The organism is Kitasatospora sp. NPDC089797 (genome assembly GCF_040684795.1).
Taxonomy (GTDB): domain Bacteria; phylum Actinomycetota; class Actinomycetes; order Streptomycetales; family Streptomycetaceae; genus Kitasatospora.
In genome coordinates, this window is sequence record NZ_JBFBGS010000026.1 from 1 (window position 1) to 17,720 (window position 17,720).

Here is a 17,720-nt window from a genome sequence, read left to right on the forward strand (position 1 = left end):
TGATCCACCCCGAAGGGCTTCACCGTTCGACTTGCATGTGTTAAGCACGCCGCCAGCGTTCGTCCTGAGCCAGGATCAAACTCTCCGTGAATGTCAACCGGTAATCCGGTCAAACACCCGCGTTGAGCGGCACGGCAACCACCGGAATAGGGCGGCCCCGCGCACTGCGTCCTCGCTAGTGTTATTTCAAAAGGAATCTCCAACCCCGATCAAGTGACCGAGGCCGGGGATGTCAACATATCTGGCGTTGACTTTTGGCACGCTGTTGAGTTCTCAAGGAACGGACGCTTCCTTCGGACCGCCTTCCAGCGGGCCCTCCGGGCGCTTCGTTCTTTCGTGTTTCCAGCTTACCAGATGTTTTCCGCTCCGTTTTCCGGGGCTTCGTCATCCAACTCGCTGGTGTCGTCTGCGGCTTGACGCCCCGTCCGACGTTCCAAACTCTAGCCGATCCCCGCTCCGAAAAGCGAATCCGGCCGCAATCCGATAAAACGCACATGCCAAATAAGCACCGAACCGAGACGCGAAAAAGCGAAACAGCCGGCACGAACCGAGAAGTGGTGTTCCAAAGGATTGGCTGCCCCGGGACCGTCCGCGCGGATGCGTGTCCGGTGCTCCCAGCCAGGCAGCTCGAAGAACTGTACGCGCATCTGCGTCCGGATGCAAACGACCTGCAAAGGGGGCAGGCCGGACCCCGGGGAGAGGGGTCCGGCCTGCGGCGCGGGCGGGCTCAGCTGTTGGTGGGGAAGCCCAGGTTGATGCCGCCGTGGGACGGGTCCAGCCAGCGCTGGGTCACGGCCTTGCCGCGGGTGAAGAACTGCACGCCGTCCGGGCCGTACGCGTGGGCGTCGCCGAACAGCGAGGCCTTCCAGCCGCCGAAGGAGTAGTAGGCGACCGGCACCGGGATCGGCACGTTGATGCCGACCATGCCGACCTCCACCTCGAACTGGAAGCGCCGGGCCGCGCCGCCGTCGTTGGTGAAGAGGGCGGTCCCGTTGCCGTACGGGTTGGCGTTGATGAGTGCCAGGCCCTCGTCGTACGAGGCGACGCGCACGACCGAGAGGACCGGGCCGAAGATCTCGTCGTTGTAGACGGACATGCCGGGCTTCACGTGGTCGAACAGCGTGGGGCCGAGCCAGAAGCCCTCGGAGGTCGGGGAGCCGTTCCGGTCCTCGGCGGTGATCGGGTGCTTGCGGCCGTCCACCGCGAGCTCGGCGCCGTCGGCGACACCGGACTCGACGTAGGAGGTGACCTTGTCGCGGTGCTGGCCGGTGACCAGCGGGCCCATCTCGGACTCGCCGTTGCAGCCGGGGCCGACCTTCAGGGTGGCGATCCGCTGCTTGATCTTGTCGACCAGCTCGTCGCCGATCGGGTCGACCGCGACCAGGACGGAGACGGCCATGCAGCGCTCGCCCGCCGCGCCGAAGCCGGCGTTGACGGCGGCGTCGGCCGCGAGGTCGAGGTCGGCGTCGGGCAGCACCAGCATGTGGTTCTTGGCGCCGCCGAGGGCCTGCACGCGCTTGCCGTAGCGGGTGCCGGTCTCGTAGACGTAGCGGGCGATCGGGGTCGAGCCGACGAAGCTGACGGACTTGATGTCCGGGTGCTCCAGCAGTCGGTCGACGGCGACCTTGTCGCCGTGCACGACGTTGAAGACGCCGTCCGGCAGCCCCGCCTCCTTCCACAGCTCCGCCAGGAAGTTGGCGGCGGACGGGTCCTTCTCGGAGGGCTTCACCACGACGGTGTTGCCGGCCGCGATGGCGATCGGGAAGAACCACATCGGCACCATGGCCGGGAAGTTGAACGGCGAGATGATCGCGACCGGGCCGAGCGGCTGGCGGATCGAGTAGACGTCGATGCCGGTGGAGGCCTGCTCGGTGAAGCCGCCCTTGATCAGCTGCGGGATGCCGCAGGCGTACTCGACGACCTCCAGGCCGCGGGCGATCTCGCCCAGCGCGTCCGAGTGCACCTTGCCGTGCTCGGCGACGATGATCGAGGCCAGCTCGTCCCGGCGGGCGTTCAGCAGCTCGCGGAAGGCGAAGAGCACCGTGGACCGCTTGGCCACCGAGGCGGTGCGCCACTCGGCGAAGGCCGAGGCCGCGGCGGCCACGGCCTGGTCGACCTCGGCGATCCCGGCGAAGTCCACCTGGCCGGCCACCTGGCCGGTGGCGGGGTCGAAGATGTCGCCGCGGCGGGGCGCCGCACCGGCGGTGGCGACCGACCGGCCGCCGATCCAGTGGGTGATGTGCTTGCTCAAGTCCGTCTGCCTCCGAAGTCCCGGGCGGCGTCCTGCCACCGGTCCGGTCTGGCGCCGCCCGCGAGAGGGCCGGGCGACGGAAATTCACGGGGCTACCGCGCTCGTCTCCCAGTCTGGTGGCGCTCGGGGCACGGCTCAACGAACAGGCTGACGGGGATCACGGATTCAGCCTTACAGGTCGTCCAGCCACTCCCCCGGACGGGTGAACCGGCCGGAACCGGTCCCAGGGCCGCTCGCCCTCACTCCTCGTCCTCCAGGTACGGATCGTGCAACCCGTCCGCGGCCTCCCGGGTCTCCAGCAGGTCCAGCCGCAGGTCCTGCGCCCAGGCCAGTGCCCACCGCTTGAGCCCGTCCACCGCCCCGGCCTCGACGCCCCGGGCCCGGAACCGGCCGTCCGCCGCCTCGGCCAGCGTCTCCAGCCGGTCGGCGAGCGCGGCCGCCTGGAAGTCAGGGTCCAACTCACCTGCCAGCACCAGCAGTTCGCCCTCCCGGTAGTTGCGGGTGAGGGCGTGCACGTCGATCAGGTCGCGCGGCATGCCCCGGTCGACCAGCAGGGCGGTGGTGAGCGCGGCCGCGTCCTCCAGGGCAACCACCGGCAGCACCACCGGCGGCTCATCCGGCAGCACGACCGCCGGCCCGGGGCCGGGCGGGCCGGCGGAGTCCGCCGCCGGAACGCCGAAGTCCAGCCGGACCGGCCGGTGGCCGAGCGGCTCCTTCCGCAGCTCCACCGAGTGCGACCGCCCGCCCAGCGCCAGCCGTACGGTGAGTTGTTCCAGGCGTGGCGCGCCCGGCCGCTCCACGGCCTCGCCGCCGGCCGCGCGGTACGCCCCGGCCAGCGCAGCGGCCACCTCCGGCAGATCGGCGCCACCGGTGGCCAGGGTGAGCCCGTCCTGCGGACAGGCCGCCACACCGTGGGCGCGCAGCGCGTGCCCACCGGCCAGCGCCAGCCCGTACCGGACGCAGACCGGCCCGGCGACGGCGGCCAGGCGCAGCTGGGCGGGGCCCGGCCGAAGGGACGCGTCGACGGTGTGCGGGGCGGTGGTCACGCCTCCAGTCTGACCCGACGGCCCGCCCCGCGCGCAGCCACCGCGCTCAGGCCCCGCAGCCACCGCCACGGGCGCCGCGCCGCCAGCGCACGGCCACCGCGGTAGAGCGCTACCAGCCGCCGAGCCCGGCCGCCGCCTCGTGCAGGACCAGCTCCAGCAGCACCGGGTCGTTGAGCCGCCCGGAGCCGTCGGGGGGCACCAGCCAGCGCACCCCCCGGCTGCTGCGTCCGGGGTGGGGGACGACGATCCAGGTGCCCTCCCCCGCGCCGCGCACGCCGGTGCCGACCCAGCGGGCGGCCGTGCCGACCGGCACCAGGAAGCTGACGTGCTCCTCCCCGAAGTCGGCCAGGACCGGGCCCCGCGGGCCGGTGGCCAGGAGGCCGAGGAGGTCCGCGGCCGGGCGGCCGAGGCGGCCGGGGACGACCAGCACGTCCCAGCGGCGTCCGGCCGGCAGCAGCATCAGGCCGAGCCCGGTGCGTTCCCACCGCTCCCGGAAGGCCTCCGGGTCCGGTGCCACCTGGGCGAGCCAGTCCAGTCCGGTGCACTCCATGTCATGTCCCCGCTTCTCGCCGTTCGTACCGGTCGGGCGCGGCGGGGCGTACGAGACCCGCCGTCACCAGGGAGAGGCGGACGGCGGGTCCCTCTTACACGGGTCGCGGGAACATACCCGGCGGTACTCGACGGTCGGCCGCCGGAGCACCCGGCCGCCGAGGTAGCCGGTCACCGGCTCGGTCAGCTGTCGAAGCCGAGCCCCAGCCGGTCGAGGGTGCGCAGCCAGAGGTTGCGGTGGCCGCCGTTGCGGTCGGCGCGCTCCAGCGAGCGGGTGGTGATCTCGATCCCGGCCCAGCGCACCGGCTCGGGCGGGAACGGCAGCGGCTTGGAGCGCACCATGTCCAGCGAGGTGCGCTCGGTGCGCCCGCCCGCGAGCAGGTCGAGCATCACCTCGGCGCCGAAGCGGGTCGAGCCGACGCCGAGCCCGGTGAATCCGACGGCGTAGGCGACCTTGCCCCGGTAGGCGGTGTCGAAGAACGCCGAGAACCGGCTGCAGGTGTCGATGGCGCCGCCCCAGGCGTTGGTGAAGCGCAGCCCCTCCAACTGCGGGAAGCAGCGGAAGAAGTGGTGCGCCAGGGTGCGGAAGGTCTCCGGGCGCTGGTCGTACTCGTGCCGGACGCGGCCGCCGTAGTGGTAGACCGCGTCGTAGCCGCCCCAGAGGATCCGGTTGTCCGCGGAGAGCCGGAAGTAGTGGAACTTGTTGGCGCTGTCGCCGAGCCCCTGCCGGCCGCGCCAGCCGATCGAGGCGAGCTGCTCGTCGCTGAGCGGCTCGGTCATCAGCGCGTAGTCGTACACCGGCACGACGTACGGACGGACGCGCTTGAGCAGGGACGGGAACACGTTGGTGCCGAGCGCGACCCGGCGGGCGAAGACCCGGCCGTACGGGGTGCGGGCGGCCATCCCGCTGCCGTGCTCGCGCAGTTCGGTGGCCCGGGTGTGCTCGAAGATCCGCACGCCCTGGCCCAGGCAGGCCTCCTTGAGGCCCCAGGCGAGCTTGGCCGGGTGGACCATGGCCACGCCGTCCTTGTCCCAGACCCCGCCGAGGAAGGTCGGCGAGTTCACCTCGGCGCGCAGCTGGTCGGCGTCCAGGACGGTCAGGTCGAGGCCGTAGCGGGCGACGGCCTCGGCCATCTCGTGCAGTTCCTCGACCTGGTGGGGCTGGGTGGCGACGTCGATCTCACCGGTGCGCTCCCACTCGGCGTCGATGCCGTAGCGCTTGAGGGTGGCCTCGATGCCGTCGAGGTTGACGGCACCGAGGCGTTCGAGCTCGGCCAGTTCGGACGGCCAGCGGTCCAGGCCGTTGCCGAAGCCGTGGGTGAGGCTGGCCGCGCAGAATCCGCCGTTGCGCCCGGACGCGGCCCACCCGACCTCGTTGCCCTCGACCAGGACGACGTCCAGCGAGGGGTCGCGCTCCTTGGCGATGAGGGCGGTCCACAGGCCGGAGTAGCCGCCGCCGACGACCAGCAGGTCGCAGGTGGTGTCGCCGACCAGGGCGGGCAGGGCCGCCGGCCGACCCGGGTCCTCCAGCCAGAAGGGGGTGGGCCTGGCGTCACTGAGCGCGCGGGCGGAGTCCATGCATTATCAGCCACTTTCTACGGATAGGTGATGTTTCGGGCCACCGCTGACCGACCGTACGTCAGGCGGCGGCCTTCCGGCGGTTGCCGAGCCACTGGCCCGCCACGGTCAGCGCGACCGCGGCCACGAACATCGCGGTGCCGATGACGTTCACCTGCACCGGGATGCCGCGCTGCGAGGCGCCCCAGACGAACATCGGGAAGGTGACCGTGGTCGGGCCCGAGTTGAACTGGGTGATGATGAAGTCGTCGAAGGAGAGCGCGAAGCTGAGCAGCGCGCCGGCGGCGATGCCGGGGGCGGCCAGCGGCAGGGTGACCCGCAGGAAGGTCTGGGTGGGGGTCGCGTAGAGGTCCTGGGCGGCCTGTTCGAGCCTCGGGTCCATGCTCATCACGCGCGCCTTGACGGCGGTCACCACGAAGCTGAGGCAGAACATGATGTGCGCGATGAGGATGGTGGTGAAGCCGAACGGGATGCGCATGTTGAGGAACAGCGTCCCCAGCGAGGCGGCCATGACCACCTCGGGCATGGCCATCGGCAGGAAGATCATCGCGGTGGTGGCGGAGCGGCCGCGGAAGCGGTAGCGGGCCAGCGCGAAGGCGACCATGGTGCCGAGCACGGTGGCGCCGACGGTGGCGAGCACCGCGATCTGCAGGCTGAGCGAGAGCGACTGGCACATGTCGGCCACGCCGCAGGGGTTGGTCCAGGCGTCGGTGGAGAACTCGTTCCACTCGTAGTTGAACTTGCCGACCGGCTTGTTGAACGAGAAGGCCAGCACGACCAGGTTGGGCAGCACCAGGTAGGCGAGGGCCAACAGGCCGGCCAGGACCACCAGGTGGGCGCGGACCCACTTCAGGATGCGGGACATCAGACCAGTTCCTCCGTCCCGGCCTTGCGCATGTAGACCGTCACCATGCCCAGGATCAGGGCCATCAGGATGAAGCTCAGCGCGGCCGCCGTGGGGTAGTCGAGCACGTTCAGGAACTGCTTCTGGATGCCGTTGCCGACCATCTGCTCGCTCGGCGAGCCCAGCAGCTGGGCGTTGATGTAGTCGCCGGAGGCCGGGATGAAGGTCAGCAGGGTGCCCGCGACCACGCCCGGCAGCGAGATCGGGAAGGTGACCTTGCGGAAGGTGGTGAACGGCCGGGCGTAGAGGTCGCCGGCCGCCTCGTGCAGCCGGGGGTCGATCCGTTCCAGCGAGGTGTACAGCGGCAGGATCATGAACGGCAGGAAGTTGTAGGTCAGACCGCAGACCACGGCGAGCGGGGTGGCGAGCACCCGGTCCCCGGAGGTGAGCCCGAGCGCGTTGGTCACGTCCAGGACGTGCAGGGTGTTGAGCGCGCCGACCACCGGGCCGCCGTCGGACAGGATGGTCTTCCAGGCCAGCGTGCGGATCAGGAAGCTGGTGAAGAACGGCGCGATGACCAGGATCAGGATCACGTTGCGCCAGCGCCGGCTCGCCTTGAAGGCGATGGTGTACGCCAGCGGGTAGCCGACGGCCAGGCAGAGCACGGTGGCGATGGCCGCGTAGGAGAACGAGCGGACGAAGTGCCACTTGTACTCGACCAGGGCGTCCCAGTAGGTCGAGACGTGCCAGGTGACCTTGAAGCCCGCTTCGAGCGAGCCGGTCTGCAGCGAGGTGGACGCCTGGTAGACCATCGGGACGGCGAAGAAGATCACCAGCCAGGCGATGCCGGGCAGCAGCAGCCAGTACGGGGTGAGCTTGCGCTTCGGCTTCGGCCCGGCCTCCGGGAGCGGGATGACCTGGGGTGCGGCCGCCGGGGTGGTGGTGGTCACGCGGCCGCCTCCCCGGTGCCCGCGTCGATCGCCTGGGCGGCGTCCAGCGCGAAGGAGTGCGCCGGGTTCCAGTGCAGCTGCACCGGAGCGCCGGGCACGATCCGGGTGTCGCGCTCCATGTTCTGCTCGAAGACGGTGACCTCCTGGCCGCCGTCGGTGCGCACCACGTACTGGGTGGAGACGCCGATGAAGCTGGAGTCGAGCACGGTGCCGGACAGCCGGTTGCGGCCCTCGGCGACCTGCTCGGAGGCGTGGGCGATGGTGATCTTCTCCGGCCGCACGCCCAGGTGGACCTGCTTGGCCTCGGTGCTGCAGCGCGCCCTCGGCACCGCCAGCCGGGCACCGGCCACGGTGAGCAGCAGGTCCTCGCCCGCACCGCCGGTGACCTCGGCGGGCAGCAGGTTGGACTGCCCGAGGAAGTTGGCCACGAAGGTGGTGCCGGGATTCTCGTACAGGTCGGCGGGCGCGCCCAGCTGCTCGACCCGGCCGCCGTTCATCACCGCGATGGTGTCGGCCATCGTCATGGCCTCCTCCTGGTCGTGGGTGACGTGCACGAAGGTGATGCCGACCTCGGTCTGGATCCGCTTGAGCTCCAGCTGCATCTGGCGGCGCAGCTTGAGGTCGAGGGCTCCGAGCGGCTCGTCCAGCAGCAGCACCTGGGGGTGGTTGATCAGTGCCCGGGCGACCGCGACGCGCTGCTGCTGGCCGCCGGAGAGCTGGTGCGGCTTGCGGCGGGCGTACGGGCCCAGCTCGACCAGCTCCAGCATCTCCTCGACCTGCTTCTTGACGTCCTTCCTGCCGCGCCGGCGCAGGCCGAAGGCGACGTTCTCGAAGATGTCCAGGTGCGGGAAGAGCGCGTAGCTCTGGAAGACGGTGTTCACCGGCCGCTTGTACGGGGGCAGCGCGGTGACGTCCTGGCCGCCGATCAGGACGGTGCCGCTGGTGGGCTCCTCCAGGCCGGCGATCATGCGCAGGGTGGTGGTCTTGCCGCAGCCGGAGGCGCCGAGCAGGGCGAAGAAGGAGCCCTGGGGGACGGTCAGGTCGAGCGGGTGGACGGCGGTGAACGAGCCGTAGGTCTTGCCGATGCCGGTGAGGCGGACGTCGCCGCCGGCCGCGTCGCGCAGCTGGTCTGTCATGGGTGTCTTCCTGGTCTGTCTGCCGGCAGGGTCTGTGGGCCGGGTGCGGGTCAGGCGCCGATGAGCTTGGAGAACTTCTGCTCGAAGTCGCTCTCCTCGCCCTCGGTGAGCGTGCGGAACACGTGCGCCTTGGCCGCCATCTCGGGGGTGGGTACGACCAGCGGGTTGGCCGCGGTGTCCGGGGCGAGGGTGGCGAGCTCCTCCTTCATCCCGGTGACGGCGGAGACGAAGCCGATGCCCGCGACCAGCTGCGCCGCGATCTTCGGCTGATAGTAGAAGTCGATCAGCTTTTCCGCGTTCGTCTTGTGCCGCGCCTTGGCCGGGACCAGCATGTTGTCGGTCGAGGCCAGGTAGCCCTTCTCCGGGATGGCGAACTCGATGTCCGGGTTGTCGGCGCGCAGTTGGATCAGGTCACCGCCCCAGGCGATGCAGGCGGCGATGTCCCCGGAGGACAGCTCCTGGCCGTAGTCGTTGCCGGTGAACCGGCGGATCTGCTTGTTGTCGACGGCCTTCTGCAGCCGGGCGACCGCGGCGTCGTAGTCGTCCGCGGTGAACTTCGCCGGGTCCTTGCCCTGGTCCAGCAGGACCATCCCGATGCTGTCGCGCATCTCGGAGAGGAAGGTGACCCGGCCCTTCAGCTCGGGGTCGTCCAGCAGTTGGGAGACGCTGGTGACCTCCTTGCCCCTGGTCGCCTTCCGGTTGTACGCGACGACGGTCTGGATGCCGGCCCAGGGGTAGGTGTAGAGCCGGCCCGGGTCCCAGTCGGGGGCGCGGAAGCGGGCCTCGACGTTGGTGATCGCGGTGGTGACGTTCGCCGGGTCGAGCTTCTGCGCCCAGCCGAGCCGGATCAGCCGGGCCGCCATCCAGTCGGTGAGCACCACCAGGTCGCGGCCGGTGTCCTGGCCGGCCGCCAGCTGCGGCTTGACCTTGCCGAAGAACTCGACGTTGTCGTTGACGTCCTCGTTGTACTTGACCTTGATCCCGGTGGCGGCGGTGAAGGCGTCCAGGGTGCCGTGCTTCTGCTTGTCCTTCTCGTCGGTGTCGATGTACAGCGGCCAGTTGGAGAAGTCCACCTCCTTCTCACTGTCCGAGAAGTCCTTGGCGGCGTTGGCGGTCGAGTCGCCGGTCGCCCTGGGGGCGGCCGGGATGCCGCAGGCGGCCAGGGTGCCCGCCCCGGCGGTCAGCGCGGCGGCGCGCAGCAGGGTGCGGCGGCCGACCGCGGCCCGGCCACCGGCCAGGCTGCGTTCCCAGGCCTTGCGGACGGGTTCGGGCAGACCGTCGGTGAGCTCGTTGAACGCCTTGAACGCCATGGAACGGGCCTCCTGGGGAAAGAGGGGTGCGTGGGGGAGCACCCCGGTCTCGGGGGTTATCTGTCTCCGAAGACGGTGCGGTGCCAGTCCTTGCGGGCCACCGCGGTGGTGTCGAACATGACGTGCTTGACCTGGGTGTACTCGTCCAGCGAGTACTGGGACATGTCCTTGCCGTAGCCGGACGCCTTGTAGCCGCCGTGCGGCATCTCGCTGATGATCGGGATGTGGTCGTTGACCCAGACGCAGCCGGCGGCGAGCTCCCGGGTGGCGCGCAGCGAGCGGTGCACGTTGCCCGTCCAGGCCGAGGCGGCCAGGCCGTACGGGGTGTCGTTGGCCAGTCGCAGGCCCTCGTCGTCGCCGTCGAAGGGCAGCACCACCAGCACCGGGCCGAAGATCTCGCCCTGGACCACCTCGCTGTCCTGGGCGGCGCCGGTGATCAGGGTCGGCGCGTAGTAGGCGCCCCGGGTCAGGTCGAAGCCGTCGTGGCCGCGCTCCGGGGCCGGGCCGCCGGTGACGACGGTGGCGTAGGAGCGGGCGCGCTCCACGAAGCCGGCCACCCGGTCCCGGTGGGCGAAGGAGACCAGCGGGCCGAGGTCGGTGCGCGGGTCGCGCGGGTCGCCGATCCGGACCGCCGCGAACAGCTCGGCGACCCCGGCGACGAAGGCCTCGTAGAGCGGGCGCTGGACGTACGCGCGGGTGGCGGCGGTGCAGTCCTGGCCGCCGTTGATCAGCGCGGCGGCGACGGCGCCGTGCACCACGGCGTCCAGGTCGGCGTCGTCGAAGACCACGAACGGGGCCTTGCCGCCGAGTTCCAGGTGGGTGCGCTTGACCGTCGCGGTGGCGAGTTCGGCGACCCGTCGGCCGACGGCGGTGGAGCCGGTGAAGGAGACCATCGCGACGTCGGGGTGGGCGACCAGGTGCTCGCCGGCCGTACGCCCGGCGCCGGTGACCACGTTGACCACGCCGTCCGGGATGCCCGCCTCGGTGCAGGCCCGGGCGAACATCAGCGAGGTCAGCGGGGTCAGCTCGGCCGGCTTGAGCACGATGGTGTTGCCCGCCGCGATCGCCGGCAGGATCTTCCAGGCGGCCATCTGCAGGGGGTAGTTCCAGGGCGAGATCGAGCCGACCACGCCGATCGCCTCGCGCCGCACGTAGGAGGTGTGGTCGCCGGAGTACTCGCCGGCGGCCTTGCCCTCCAGGTTGCGGGCGGCGCCGGCGAAGAACGCGGCGTTGTCGACCGTGCCGGGGACGTCGAACTCGGTGGCCAGCTTGACCGGCTTGCCGGTCTGGGCGGTCTCCACCCGGGCGAGCTCGTCCGCGGCCCCGCCCAGGACGGCGGCCAGCCGGGTGAGCGCCTCGGACCGCGCGCCGGGGGTGGCGGAGGACCAGCCGGGCAGGGCGGCCCGGGCGGCGGCGACCGCGCCGTCCACGTCGGCCGGGGTGGCCAGGGCGACCTGCTCGACCACGCTGCCGTCGGCGGGGTTGACGACCTGGAAGGGTTCGCCGTTCCCCCGGGTCTGCCGGCCGGCGATGTACTGCGCGCCCGCGCCGAAGTCGGTCAGGTCCATCTGGGTTCCTCCAAGTGCCTGCGGTTCGACCGCGCTGCGGCGAAACGCTTCCGCGGTGGGGGTCTGCGGTCCCGCTGACCTTGCCAAGTGCAGGGTTGACGTGACAAGGGTCACTTCGACAGTCTCGACACGAAGGGCCTTACAGAGTGCAAGGCTCTTCGCAGGGTGACAGGTCGTCGGGACGATGCATGATTCACCTGACACCCTGTCCCCCTTTCCTCCGCTCCCCCGGCTGCCCCGCCGTTCCCTCCTCCCCCGGCCCTGGAGGCCCGCGATGCTCCCCACCGTCGCCCGCGTGCTCGACCTGGAGGTGATGCGGCGCGGCCTGCCCCAGGTGGTGGCCGGCGCCGACCGCCTGGAGCGGCCGGTCCGCTGGGTCCACGTCAGCGAGCTGCCCGACGTCGCCGGGGTGCTGCAGGGCGGCGAGCTGGTGCTGACCACCGGCATCGCGCTGCCCGAGGACCGCGAGGGCCTGGCCCGCTACGTCCGCGACCTGGACGAGGTCGGCGTGGCCGGCCTGGTGGTCGAGTTCGGCCGGCGCTACTTCGACACCCTCCCGCGCGCCCTGGTGCACGCCGCCGAGCAGCGCGGGCTGCCGGTGATCGCGCTCCGCCGCGAGGTGCGCTTCGTCGCCGTCACCGAGGCCGTGCACGCCCTGGTGGTGAACGCCCAGCTGGAGCAGCTGCGGGTCTCGGAGTCCGTCCACCAGGTCTTCAACGAGCTGGTGGTGGAGGGCGCCGAGCCGCCCGAGGTGATCCGCCAGGTGGCCCGGATGGCGGGCGCGCCGGTGGTGCTGGAGAACCTCGCGCACCAGGTGCTCGCCCACGACAGCGCCGGGCGCCCGGAGGCCGAGCTGCTGGAGGACTGGGAGCGCCGGTCGCGCGGGGTCCGCCCGCCCGGCCGCACCGGCCACGACCCGCGCAGCGGCTGGCTGGTGACCACCGTCGGCGCCCGCGGCCAGGACTGGGGCCGGCTGGTGCTGGTCCAGGAGCCCGGCCCGCTGCCGGAGGGCGAGGCCCACCCGCACGCCATGCTGCTGGAGCGCGGCGCCTCCGCGCTGGCGCTGAACCGGCTGGTGGTGCGCGACCGGGAGAGCCTGGAGCGGCAGACCCACCGCACCCTGCTCTCCGGCATCCTCACCCACGCGCTGACCGTCTCCGAGGTGGCCCTGCGCGCCCAGGCGCTCGGCGTCCCGCTGGAGGGCCGACGGCTGGTCGGCGTGGTGCTGCGGCAGCGCCGCGGGCCGATCCCGGCCGCGCTGGAGGCGCAGGCCCGGCTGCGCGACTTCACCGAGCTGGCGGCCGGCGCCGTCCGGGCCAGCCGGCTGTCCGCCCTGGTCGGCGCGCTGGACGACGAGGGCGTCGGGCTGCTGATCGCGCTCGGCACCCAGCAGGACGAGCACGGCGCGCTGGACTCCTTCTCCGCCACCCTGCGCCGGATGTCCGCCGAGGCCGGCCGGGAGGGCCCCGACGCCCCGGGCCCGGTGGTGGCGGTCGGCTCCTCGGTCGGCTCGGTCCGGGACGCCCGGCGCACCCTGCTGGAGGCCGCCCAGGTCGCCGACGCGGCCCTGCACGACGCGCCCGGCGGCGGCCGGACCGCCTCCTACTACCGGCTGCCGGACGTCCGACTGCGCGGCCTGCTGCACCTGTTGCGCGACGACGCCCGCCTGCAGACGTACGTGGAACGGGAGTTGGGCCCGCTACTGGCCCACGACGCCGAGCACAACGGCCAGTTGGTGCAGATGCTGCGGATCTACCTGGAGCAGGGCCGGAACAAGTCGGCGGCGGCCGACGCCGCCCACCTGTCCCGACCCTCCTTCTACGACCGGCTGCACAAGGTCGAGCGGATCCTCGGCGTCGACCTCGACCAGGTGGAGTCCTGCCTCTCCCTGCACGTGGCGCTGCTCGCGCTGGACGCCGTCCGCCGGTAGGCCGGCGGGCTCACACCCCGGTGATGCGCCCCCACACCTTGTGCAGCTCCGGCCGCTCGGCCGAGGTGACGTCGCGCATGCCGTGCAGCCGGGCCCGCATCTCCTCGGTCGGGAACACCAGCGGGTTCTCGGCGAGTTCGGCCTTGTCCTTGTCCCCGCTGTTCGCCAGCACCTCGCGGGCGGCCGGCACCGGGCAGATGTACTGGACGGCCGCGGCCAGTTCGGCCGCCACCTCCGGCTGGTAGTAGTAGTCGACCAGCAGCTCGGCATTGCGCTTGTGGACGGCCCGGTTGGGGATCATCAGGCTCTCCGCCCACAGCTCGCCGCCCTCCTCCGGCACCAGGAAGGCGATGTCCGGGTTCTCGGCGGTGAGTTGGACGGCGTCGCCGGAGTAGGCCTGGCAGGCGAGGGCGGCGCCGGAGGCGAGGTCGCTGGTGTAGTCGTTGCCGGTGAAGCGGCGGACGTGACCGGTGTCGACCATCTTCTGCACCAGGTCCATCGCCCGGTGCGCGTCGTCGTCGCTGAACCGCGAGATGTCCGCGCCCTGGGAGAGCATCAGCAGTCCGAGCGCCTCGTCCAGCCCGGCGAACAGCGTGATCCGGCCCTTGAGGTCGGGCGCCCACAGGTCGGCGGTGGACCCGAGCTCCCGGCCGAGCGCCTTGCGGTTGTACGCGATGCCGGTGATCCCGGACTGCCAGGGCACGCTGCGCCGGCGCCCCGGGTCGAAGACCGGGTTCGACAGCTGGGGGTCGAGGTTGGCGGTGACGTTGGGCAGGTTGGCCCGGTCCATCGCCTGCACCCAGCCGAGCGAGACGTACCGCCCGGCCATCCAGTCGCTGATCACCATCAGGTCCCGGCCCGGGTCGGCGCCCTGGGTGAGCACCGGGCTGATCTTGCCGAAGAACTCGTCGTTGTCGTTGATGTCCTCGGTGTAGGTGACCGCGATCCCGGTCTTCTCGCTGAAGCCGTCCAGGGTCGGGCGCCGCCCCTGGTCGTCGGTGTCGATGTACTGCGTCCAGTTGGAGAAGTTCAGCCGCTTGTCGCGCTCCGAGCGGTCCGGCGCCGAGCGGCGGTCCTCCGCGACGTACGCGGACGGGATGCCGCAGCCGGTCAGCGTGCCGGCGCCGAGCAGCGCGACCCCGCCGAGGACGGAACGCCGGCGCAGCGCGGACGGGTCGGAGGGTCGGCGGGTCAGGGTGGAGCTGCGGGACATGTGGGGGCCTTCCGGAGCGTGGAACGGCCCCGGGACACGCGGGTGCGCCCGGGGCCGTCCTGGTAGGTACGTCAGCCAGTGTGCGCGTCGGCGAGCGACAGCACCTCGTCCAGCACCGCGAGGCCGGTCTTGGCCTCCTCCTCGGTGACGGTGCACGGCGGGACGACGTGGAGGCGGTTCATGTTGACGAACGGCCAGAGCCCGCGCCGCTTGCAGGCGGCGGCCAGCTCGGCCATCGGCGCGTTGTCGGCGCCCGCGGCGTTGTAGGGGACGAGCGGCTCGCGGGTCTCCCGGTTCCGCACCAGGTCGAGCGCCCAGAACACGCCGAGGCCGCGCACCTCGCCGATCGAGGGGTGGCGCTCGGCCAGCTCGCGCAGGCCGGGGCCGAGCACCGTCTCGCCGATGTGCTTGGCGTTCGCGACGATGCCCTCCTCCGCCATGGCGTTGATGGTGGCCACCGCCGAGGCGCAGGCCAGCGGGTGCCCGGAGTAGGTGAGCCCGCCGGGGAACGGCCGCTCGGCGAAGGTGGCGGCGATCTCGGCGCTGATCGCGACGCCGCCCAGCGGGACGTAGCCCGAGTTGACGCCCTTGGCGAAGGTCAGGAGGTCCGGCACCACGCCCCAGTGGTCGGCCGCGAACCACTCACCGGTGCGGCCGAAGCCGGCCATCACCTCGTCCAGGATGAACACGATCCCGTACCGGTCGCAGATCTCCCGCACCCCGGCCAGGTAGCCCGGCGGCGGGACCAGGATGCCCGCGGTGCCGACCACGCTCTCCAGGATGACCGCCGCGACGGTGCCCGGCCCCTCGAAGGCGATCACCTGCTCCAGGTGCTCCAGGGCGCGCTCGCACTCCTGCGCCTCGTTCTCGGCGTGGAAGTTGGAGCGGTAGGCGTACGGGCCCCAGAAGTGCACCACGCCGGAGACACCGGTCTCGCTGGCCCAGCGCCGCGGGTCGCCGGTGAGGGCGATCGCGTTGGCGGTGGCGCCGTGGTACGAGCGGTAGGTGGAGAGCACCTTCTGCCGACCGGTGTGCAGCCGGGCCATCCGGACGGCGTTCTCGACCGCCTCGGCGCCGCCGTTGGTGAAGAAGATCTTGTCCAGGTCCCCCGGGGTGCGCTCGGCGATCAGCCGGGCCGCCTCGCTGCGCGCCTCGACCGCGAAACCGGGGGCCAGGGTGCAGAGCTTCGCCGCCTGCTCCTGGATCGCGGCGACCACCTTCGGGTGCTGGTGACCGATGTTGGTGTTGACCAGCTGCGACGAGAAGTCGAGGTAGCGGTTGCCGTCGTAGTCCCAGAAGTACGAGCCCTCGGCGCCGGCCACCGCGAGGGGGTCGATCAGCGCCTGGGCGGACCACGAGTGGAAGACGTGCGCGCGGTCGGCGGCCTTGACGGCCTGGCCGGCGGCTGAGTCAGCGGTGGGGATGCTCATGCCGGTAAGGCTAGGGCCGGGCGGCTCCGAAGTGCAGTTTCATCCTGTCAGCCGGACGCACGACCCGCCGACAGGGTGCAAAGCGACAGAGCCCGGGGCGAAACGCCCCGGGCCCATTGTCAGTTCATCCGACCTGAGCCGTCGCTCAGATCGCGGTCATCCTGCGCCCGACCGTCACGACCCGCTAGATCGCGGTCATCCTGCGCCCGACCGTCACGACCCGCTAGATCGCGGTCATGACGTGCTTCACCCGGGTGTAGTCCTCGAAGCCGTACGAGGAGAGGTCCTTGCCGTAGCCGGACTTCTTGAAGCCGCCGTGCGGCATCTCGGCGACCAGCGGGATGTGGGTGTTGATCCAGACGCAGCCGAAGTCCAGGCGACGGGACATCCGCATGGCCCGGGCGTGGTCCTTGGTCCATACCGAGGAGGCCAGCGCGAACTCGACGCCGTTGGCGTACTCGACGGCCTGGTCCTCGTCGGTGAACTTCTGCACGGTGATGACCGGGCCGAAGACCTCGTTCTGGATGATCTCGTCGTCCTGCAGCAGGCCGGAGACGACGGTCGGGGCGTAGAAGTAGCCCTTGTCGCCGACCCGGTGGCCGCCGGCCTCGACCTTGGCGTGGGCGGGCAGCCGCTCGATGAAGCCGGACACCTGCTTCAGCTGGTTGGCGTTGTTCAGCGGGCCGTACAGCACGTCCTCGTCGTCCACGCCACCGGTCTTGGTCTCGGCCGCGGCCTTGGCCAGCGCCTCGACGAAGGCGTCGTGGATCGACTCGTGCACCAGCACGCGGGTGGCGGCGGTGCAGTCCTGACCGGCGTTGAAGTAGCCCGCCACCGAGATGCCCTCGACGGCCTCGGCGATGTCGGCGTCCTCGAAGACCACGACCGGGGCCTTGCCGCCCAGCTCCAGGTGGACGCGCTTGACGTCCTTGGAGGCCGACTCGGCGACCTGGATGCCGGCCCGGACCGAACCGGTGATGGAGGCCATCGCCGGGGTCCGGTGCTCGACCATCAGCTTGCCGGTCTCGCGGTCACCGCAGATGACGTTGAAGACGCCGGCCGGCAGCTCCAGGTCCTTGAGGATGCCGCCGATGATCTCGGCCAGCAGCACGGTGGAGGCCGGGGTGGTGTCCGAGGGCTTCAGCACCACGGTGTTGCCCGCGGCGATCGCCGGGGCGAACTTCCACACCGCCATCATCATCGGGTAGTTCCACGGCGCGACCTGGGCACAGACGCCGACCGGCTCGCGGCGGATGATCGAGGTCATCCCGTCCATGTACTCACCGGCGGCCTTGCCCTCCAGCAGGCGGGCGGCACCGGCGAAGAAGCGGATCTGGTCCACCATCGGGCCGATCTCGTCGGAGAGGGTCAGCCCACGGGGCTTGCCGGTGTTGCGCACCTCGGCGTCGACGATCTCGTCGGCCCGGGCCTCCACCGCGTCGGCGATCTTGAGCAGCAGCTTCTGCCGGGTGCTCGGGGTGGCGTCGCGCCAGACCGGGAACGCGGCGGCGGCCGAGGCCATCGCGGCATCCACGTCAGCGGCACCGGACAGCGGCGAGGTCGCGTACGCCTCGCCGGTGGTCGGGTCGACGATGTCGAGCGTGCGGCCGTCGGCCGCGTCGACGAACTCACCGTTGATGTAGTTGCGCAGCGTGCGAAGGTCGCTCACGAAGTCTCTCCTCGGTCTGGTCCTGCGGCATTGCAGATTCCGGCGCCATGGTACGTCGGCGGGTCCGGCCCACGAAGGGTGCCGAGTGGCCGGGCCGGAACCGGCGCGGTCCACTGGTGGCGGAACGCGCGCCGCCCTGCGGGGGCGCGCGCGTACCGTGCCAGGGTACCTGGAAGACTGCCGGGATCGACAGAGGTAGTACCTGGAGGCGATGAAATCCGCATGTGATTCCGGGGATCGCGACGA

General features: G+C 71.5%; 13 protein-coding genes and 1 rRNA gene. 1 reads left to right on the plus strand and 13 read right to left on the minus strand.

Going from position 1 to position 17,720, the window contains the following annotated elements:
- The 10 genes from AB0O91_RS21650 to AB0O91_RS21695 all read right to left on the minus strand — a co-directional run.
- Window positions 1–91 (minus strand): 16S ribosomal RNA (locus tag AB0O91_RS21650); the annotation flags it as partial.
- Window positions 92–727: 636 nt separating this feature from the next.
- The gene (locus tag AB0O91_RS21655; RefSeq protein WP_363435650.1) at window positions 728–2,251 is read right to left on the minus strand and encodes a CoA-acylating methylmalonate-semialdehyde dehydrogenase; all 1,524 of its coding nucleotides are present in this window, start codon (window positions 2,249–2,251) and stop codon (window positions 728–730) included.
- Between the two features lie 239 nt (window positions 2,252–2,490).
- Window positions 2,491–3,297, minus strand: coding sequence for a nucleotidyl transferase AbiEii/AbiGii toxin family protein (locus tag AB0O91_RS21660; protein WP_363435652.1), 807 nt, complete (start codon window positions 3,295–3,297; stop codon window positions 2,491–2,493).
- 109 nt (window positions 3,298–3,406) lie between these two features.
- The gene (locus AB0O91_RS21665) at window positions 3,407–3,847 is read right to left on the minus strand and encodes a hypothetical protein (protein ID WP_363435654.1); all 441 of its coding nucleotides are present in this window, start codon (window positions 3,845–3,847) and stop codon (window positions 3,407–3,409) included.
- A gap of 182 nt (window positions 3,848–4,029) precedes the next feature.
- Window positions 4,030–5,424, minus strand: coding sequence for an FAD-dependent oxidoreductase (locus tag AB0O91_RS21670; RefSeq protein ID WP_363435656.1), 1,395 nt, complete (start codon window positions 5,422–5,424; stop codon window positions 4,030–4,032).
- A gap of 61 nt (window positions 5,425–5,485) precedes the next feature.
- Window positions 5,486–6,289, minus strand: a complete 804-nt coding sequence (locus tag AB0O91_RS21675) for an ABC transporter permease (protein ID WP_363435658.1) — start codon at window positions 6,287–6,289, stop codon at window positions 5,486–5,488.
- A complete protein-coding gene (locus AB0O91_RS21680; protein ID WP_363435846.1) occupies window positions 6,289–7,182 on the minus strand; it encodes an ABC transporter permease in 894 nt (297 codons plus the stop codon). Before AB0O91_RS21680 ends, AB0O91_RS21675 begins: the two co-directional genes overlap by 1 nt.
- 32 nt (window positions 7,183–7,214) lie before the next feature.
- Window positions 7,215–8,354 carry an ABC transporter ATP-binding protein gene (locus AB0O91_RS21685; RefSeq protein ID WP_363435660.1) on the minus strand — a complete coding sequence of 380 codons (1,140 nt, stop codon included), beginning with the start codon at window positions 8,352–8,354 and terminating at the stop codon, window positions 7,215–7,217.
- Window positions 8,355–8,404: 50 nt separating this feature from the next.
- The gene (locus AB0O91_RS21690) at window positions 8,405–9,664 is read right to left on the minus strand and encodes a spermidine/putrescine ABC transporter substrate-binding protein (RefSeq protein ID WP_363435662.1); all 1,260 of its coding nucleotides are present in this window, start codon (window positions 9,662–9,664) and stop codon (window positions 8,405–8,407) included.
- Window positions 9,665–9,720: 56 nt separating this feature from the next.
- Complete coding sequence (locus AB0O91_RS21695; protein ID WP_363435664.1) at window positions 9,721–11,232, minus strand: gamma-aminobutyraldehyde dehydrogenase; 1,512 nt, start codon at window positions 11,230–11,232, stop codon at window positions 9,721–9,723.
- A 274-nt stretch (window positions 11,233–11,506) separates the two neighbouring features.
- Here AB0O91_RS21695 and AB0O91_RS21700 point away from each other — a divergent pair, with 274 nt between their 5' ends.
- The gene (locus AB0O91_RS21700) at window positions 11,507–13,162 is read left to right on the plus strand and encodes a PucR family transcriptional regulator ligand-binding domain-containing protein (RefSeq protein ID WP_363435666.1); all 1,656 of its coding nucleotides are present in this window, start codon (window positions 11,507–11,509) and stop codon (window positions 13,160–13,162) included.
- Between the two features lie 10 nt (window positions 13,163–13,172).
- On the opposite strand, the gene AB0O91_RS21705 is transcribed toward AB0O91_RS21700, so the two are convergent.
- From AB0O91_RS21705 to AB0O91_RS21715, 3 genes are all read right to left on the minus strand, one after another.
- Window positions 13,173–14,375: a spermidine/putrescine ABC transporter substrate-binding protein gene (locus AB0O91_RS21705; RefSeq protein ID WP_363435668.1), complete on the minus strand. Its 1,203-nt coding sequence runs from the start codon at window positions 14,373–14,375 to the stop codon at window positions 13,173–13,175.
- 71 nt (window positions 14,376–14,446) lie between these two features.
- Window positions 14,447–15,805 (minus strand): aspartate aminotransferase family protein, encoded by a 1,359-nt coding sequence (locus AB0O91_RS21710; RefSeq protein ID WP_363435670.1) that lies wholly within the window; start codon window positions 15,803–15,805, stop codon window positions 14,447–14,449.
- Between the two features lie 223 nt (window positions 15,806–16,028).
- Entirely contained in the window at window positions 16,029–17,474 is a 1,446-nt protein-coding gene (locus tag AB0O91_RS21715; protein ID WP_363435672.1) for a gamma-aminobutyraldehyde dehydrogenase, read from the minus strand.
- Window positions 17,475–17,720 lie beyond the last annotated feature (246 nt).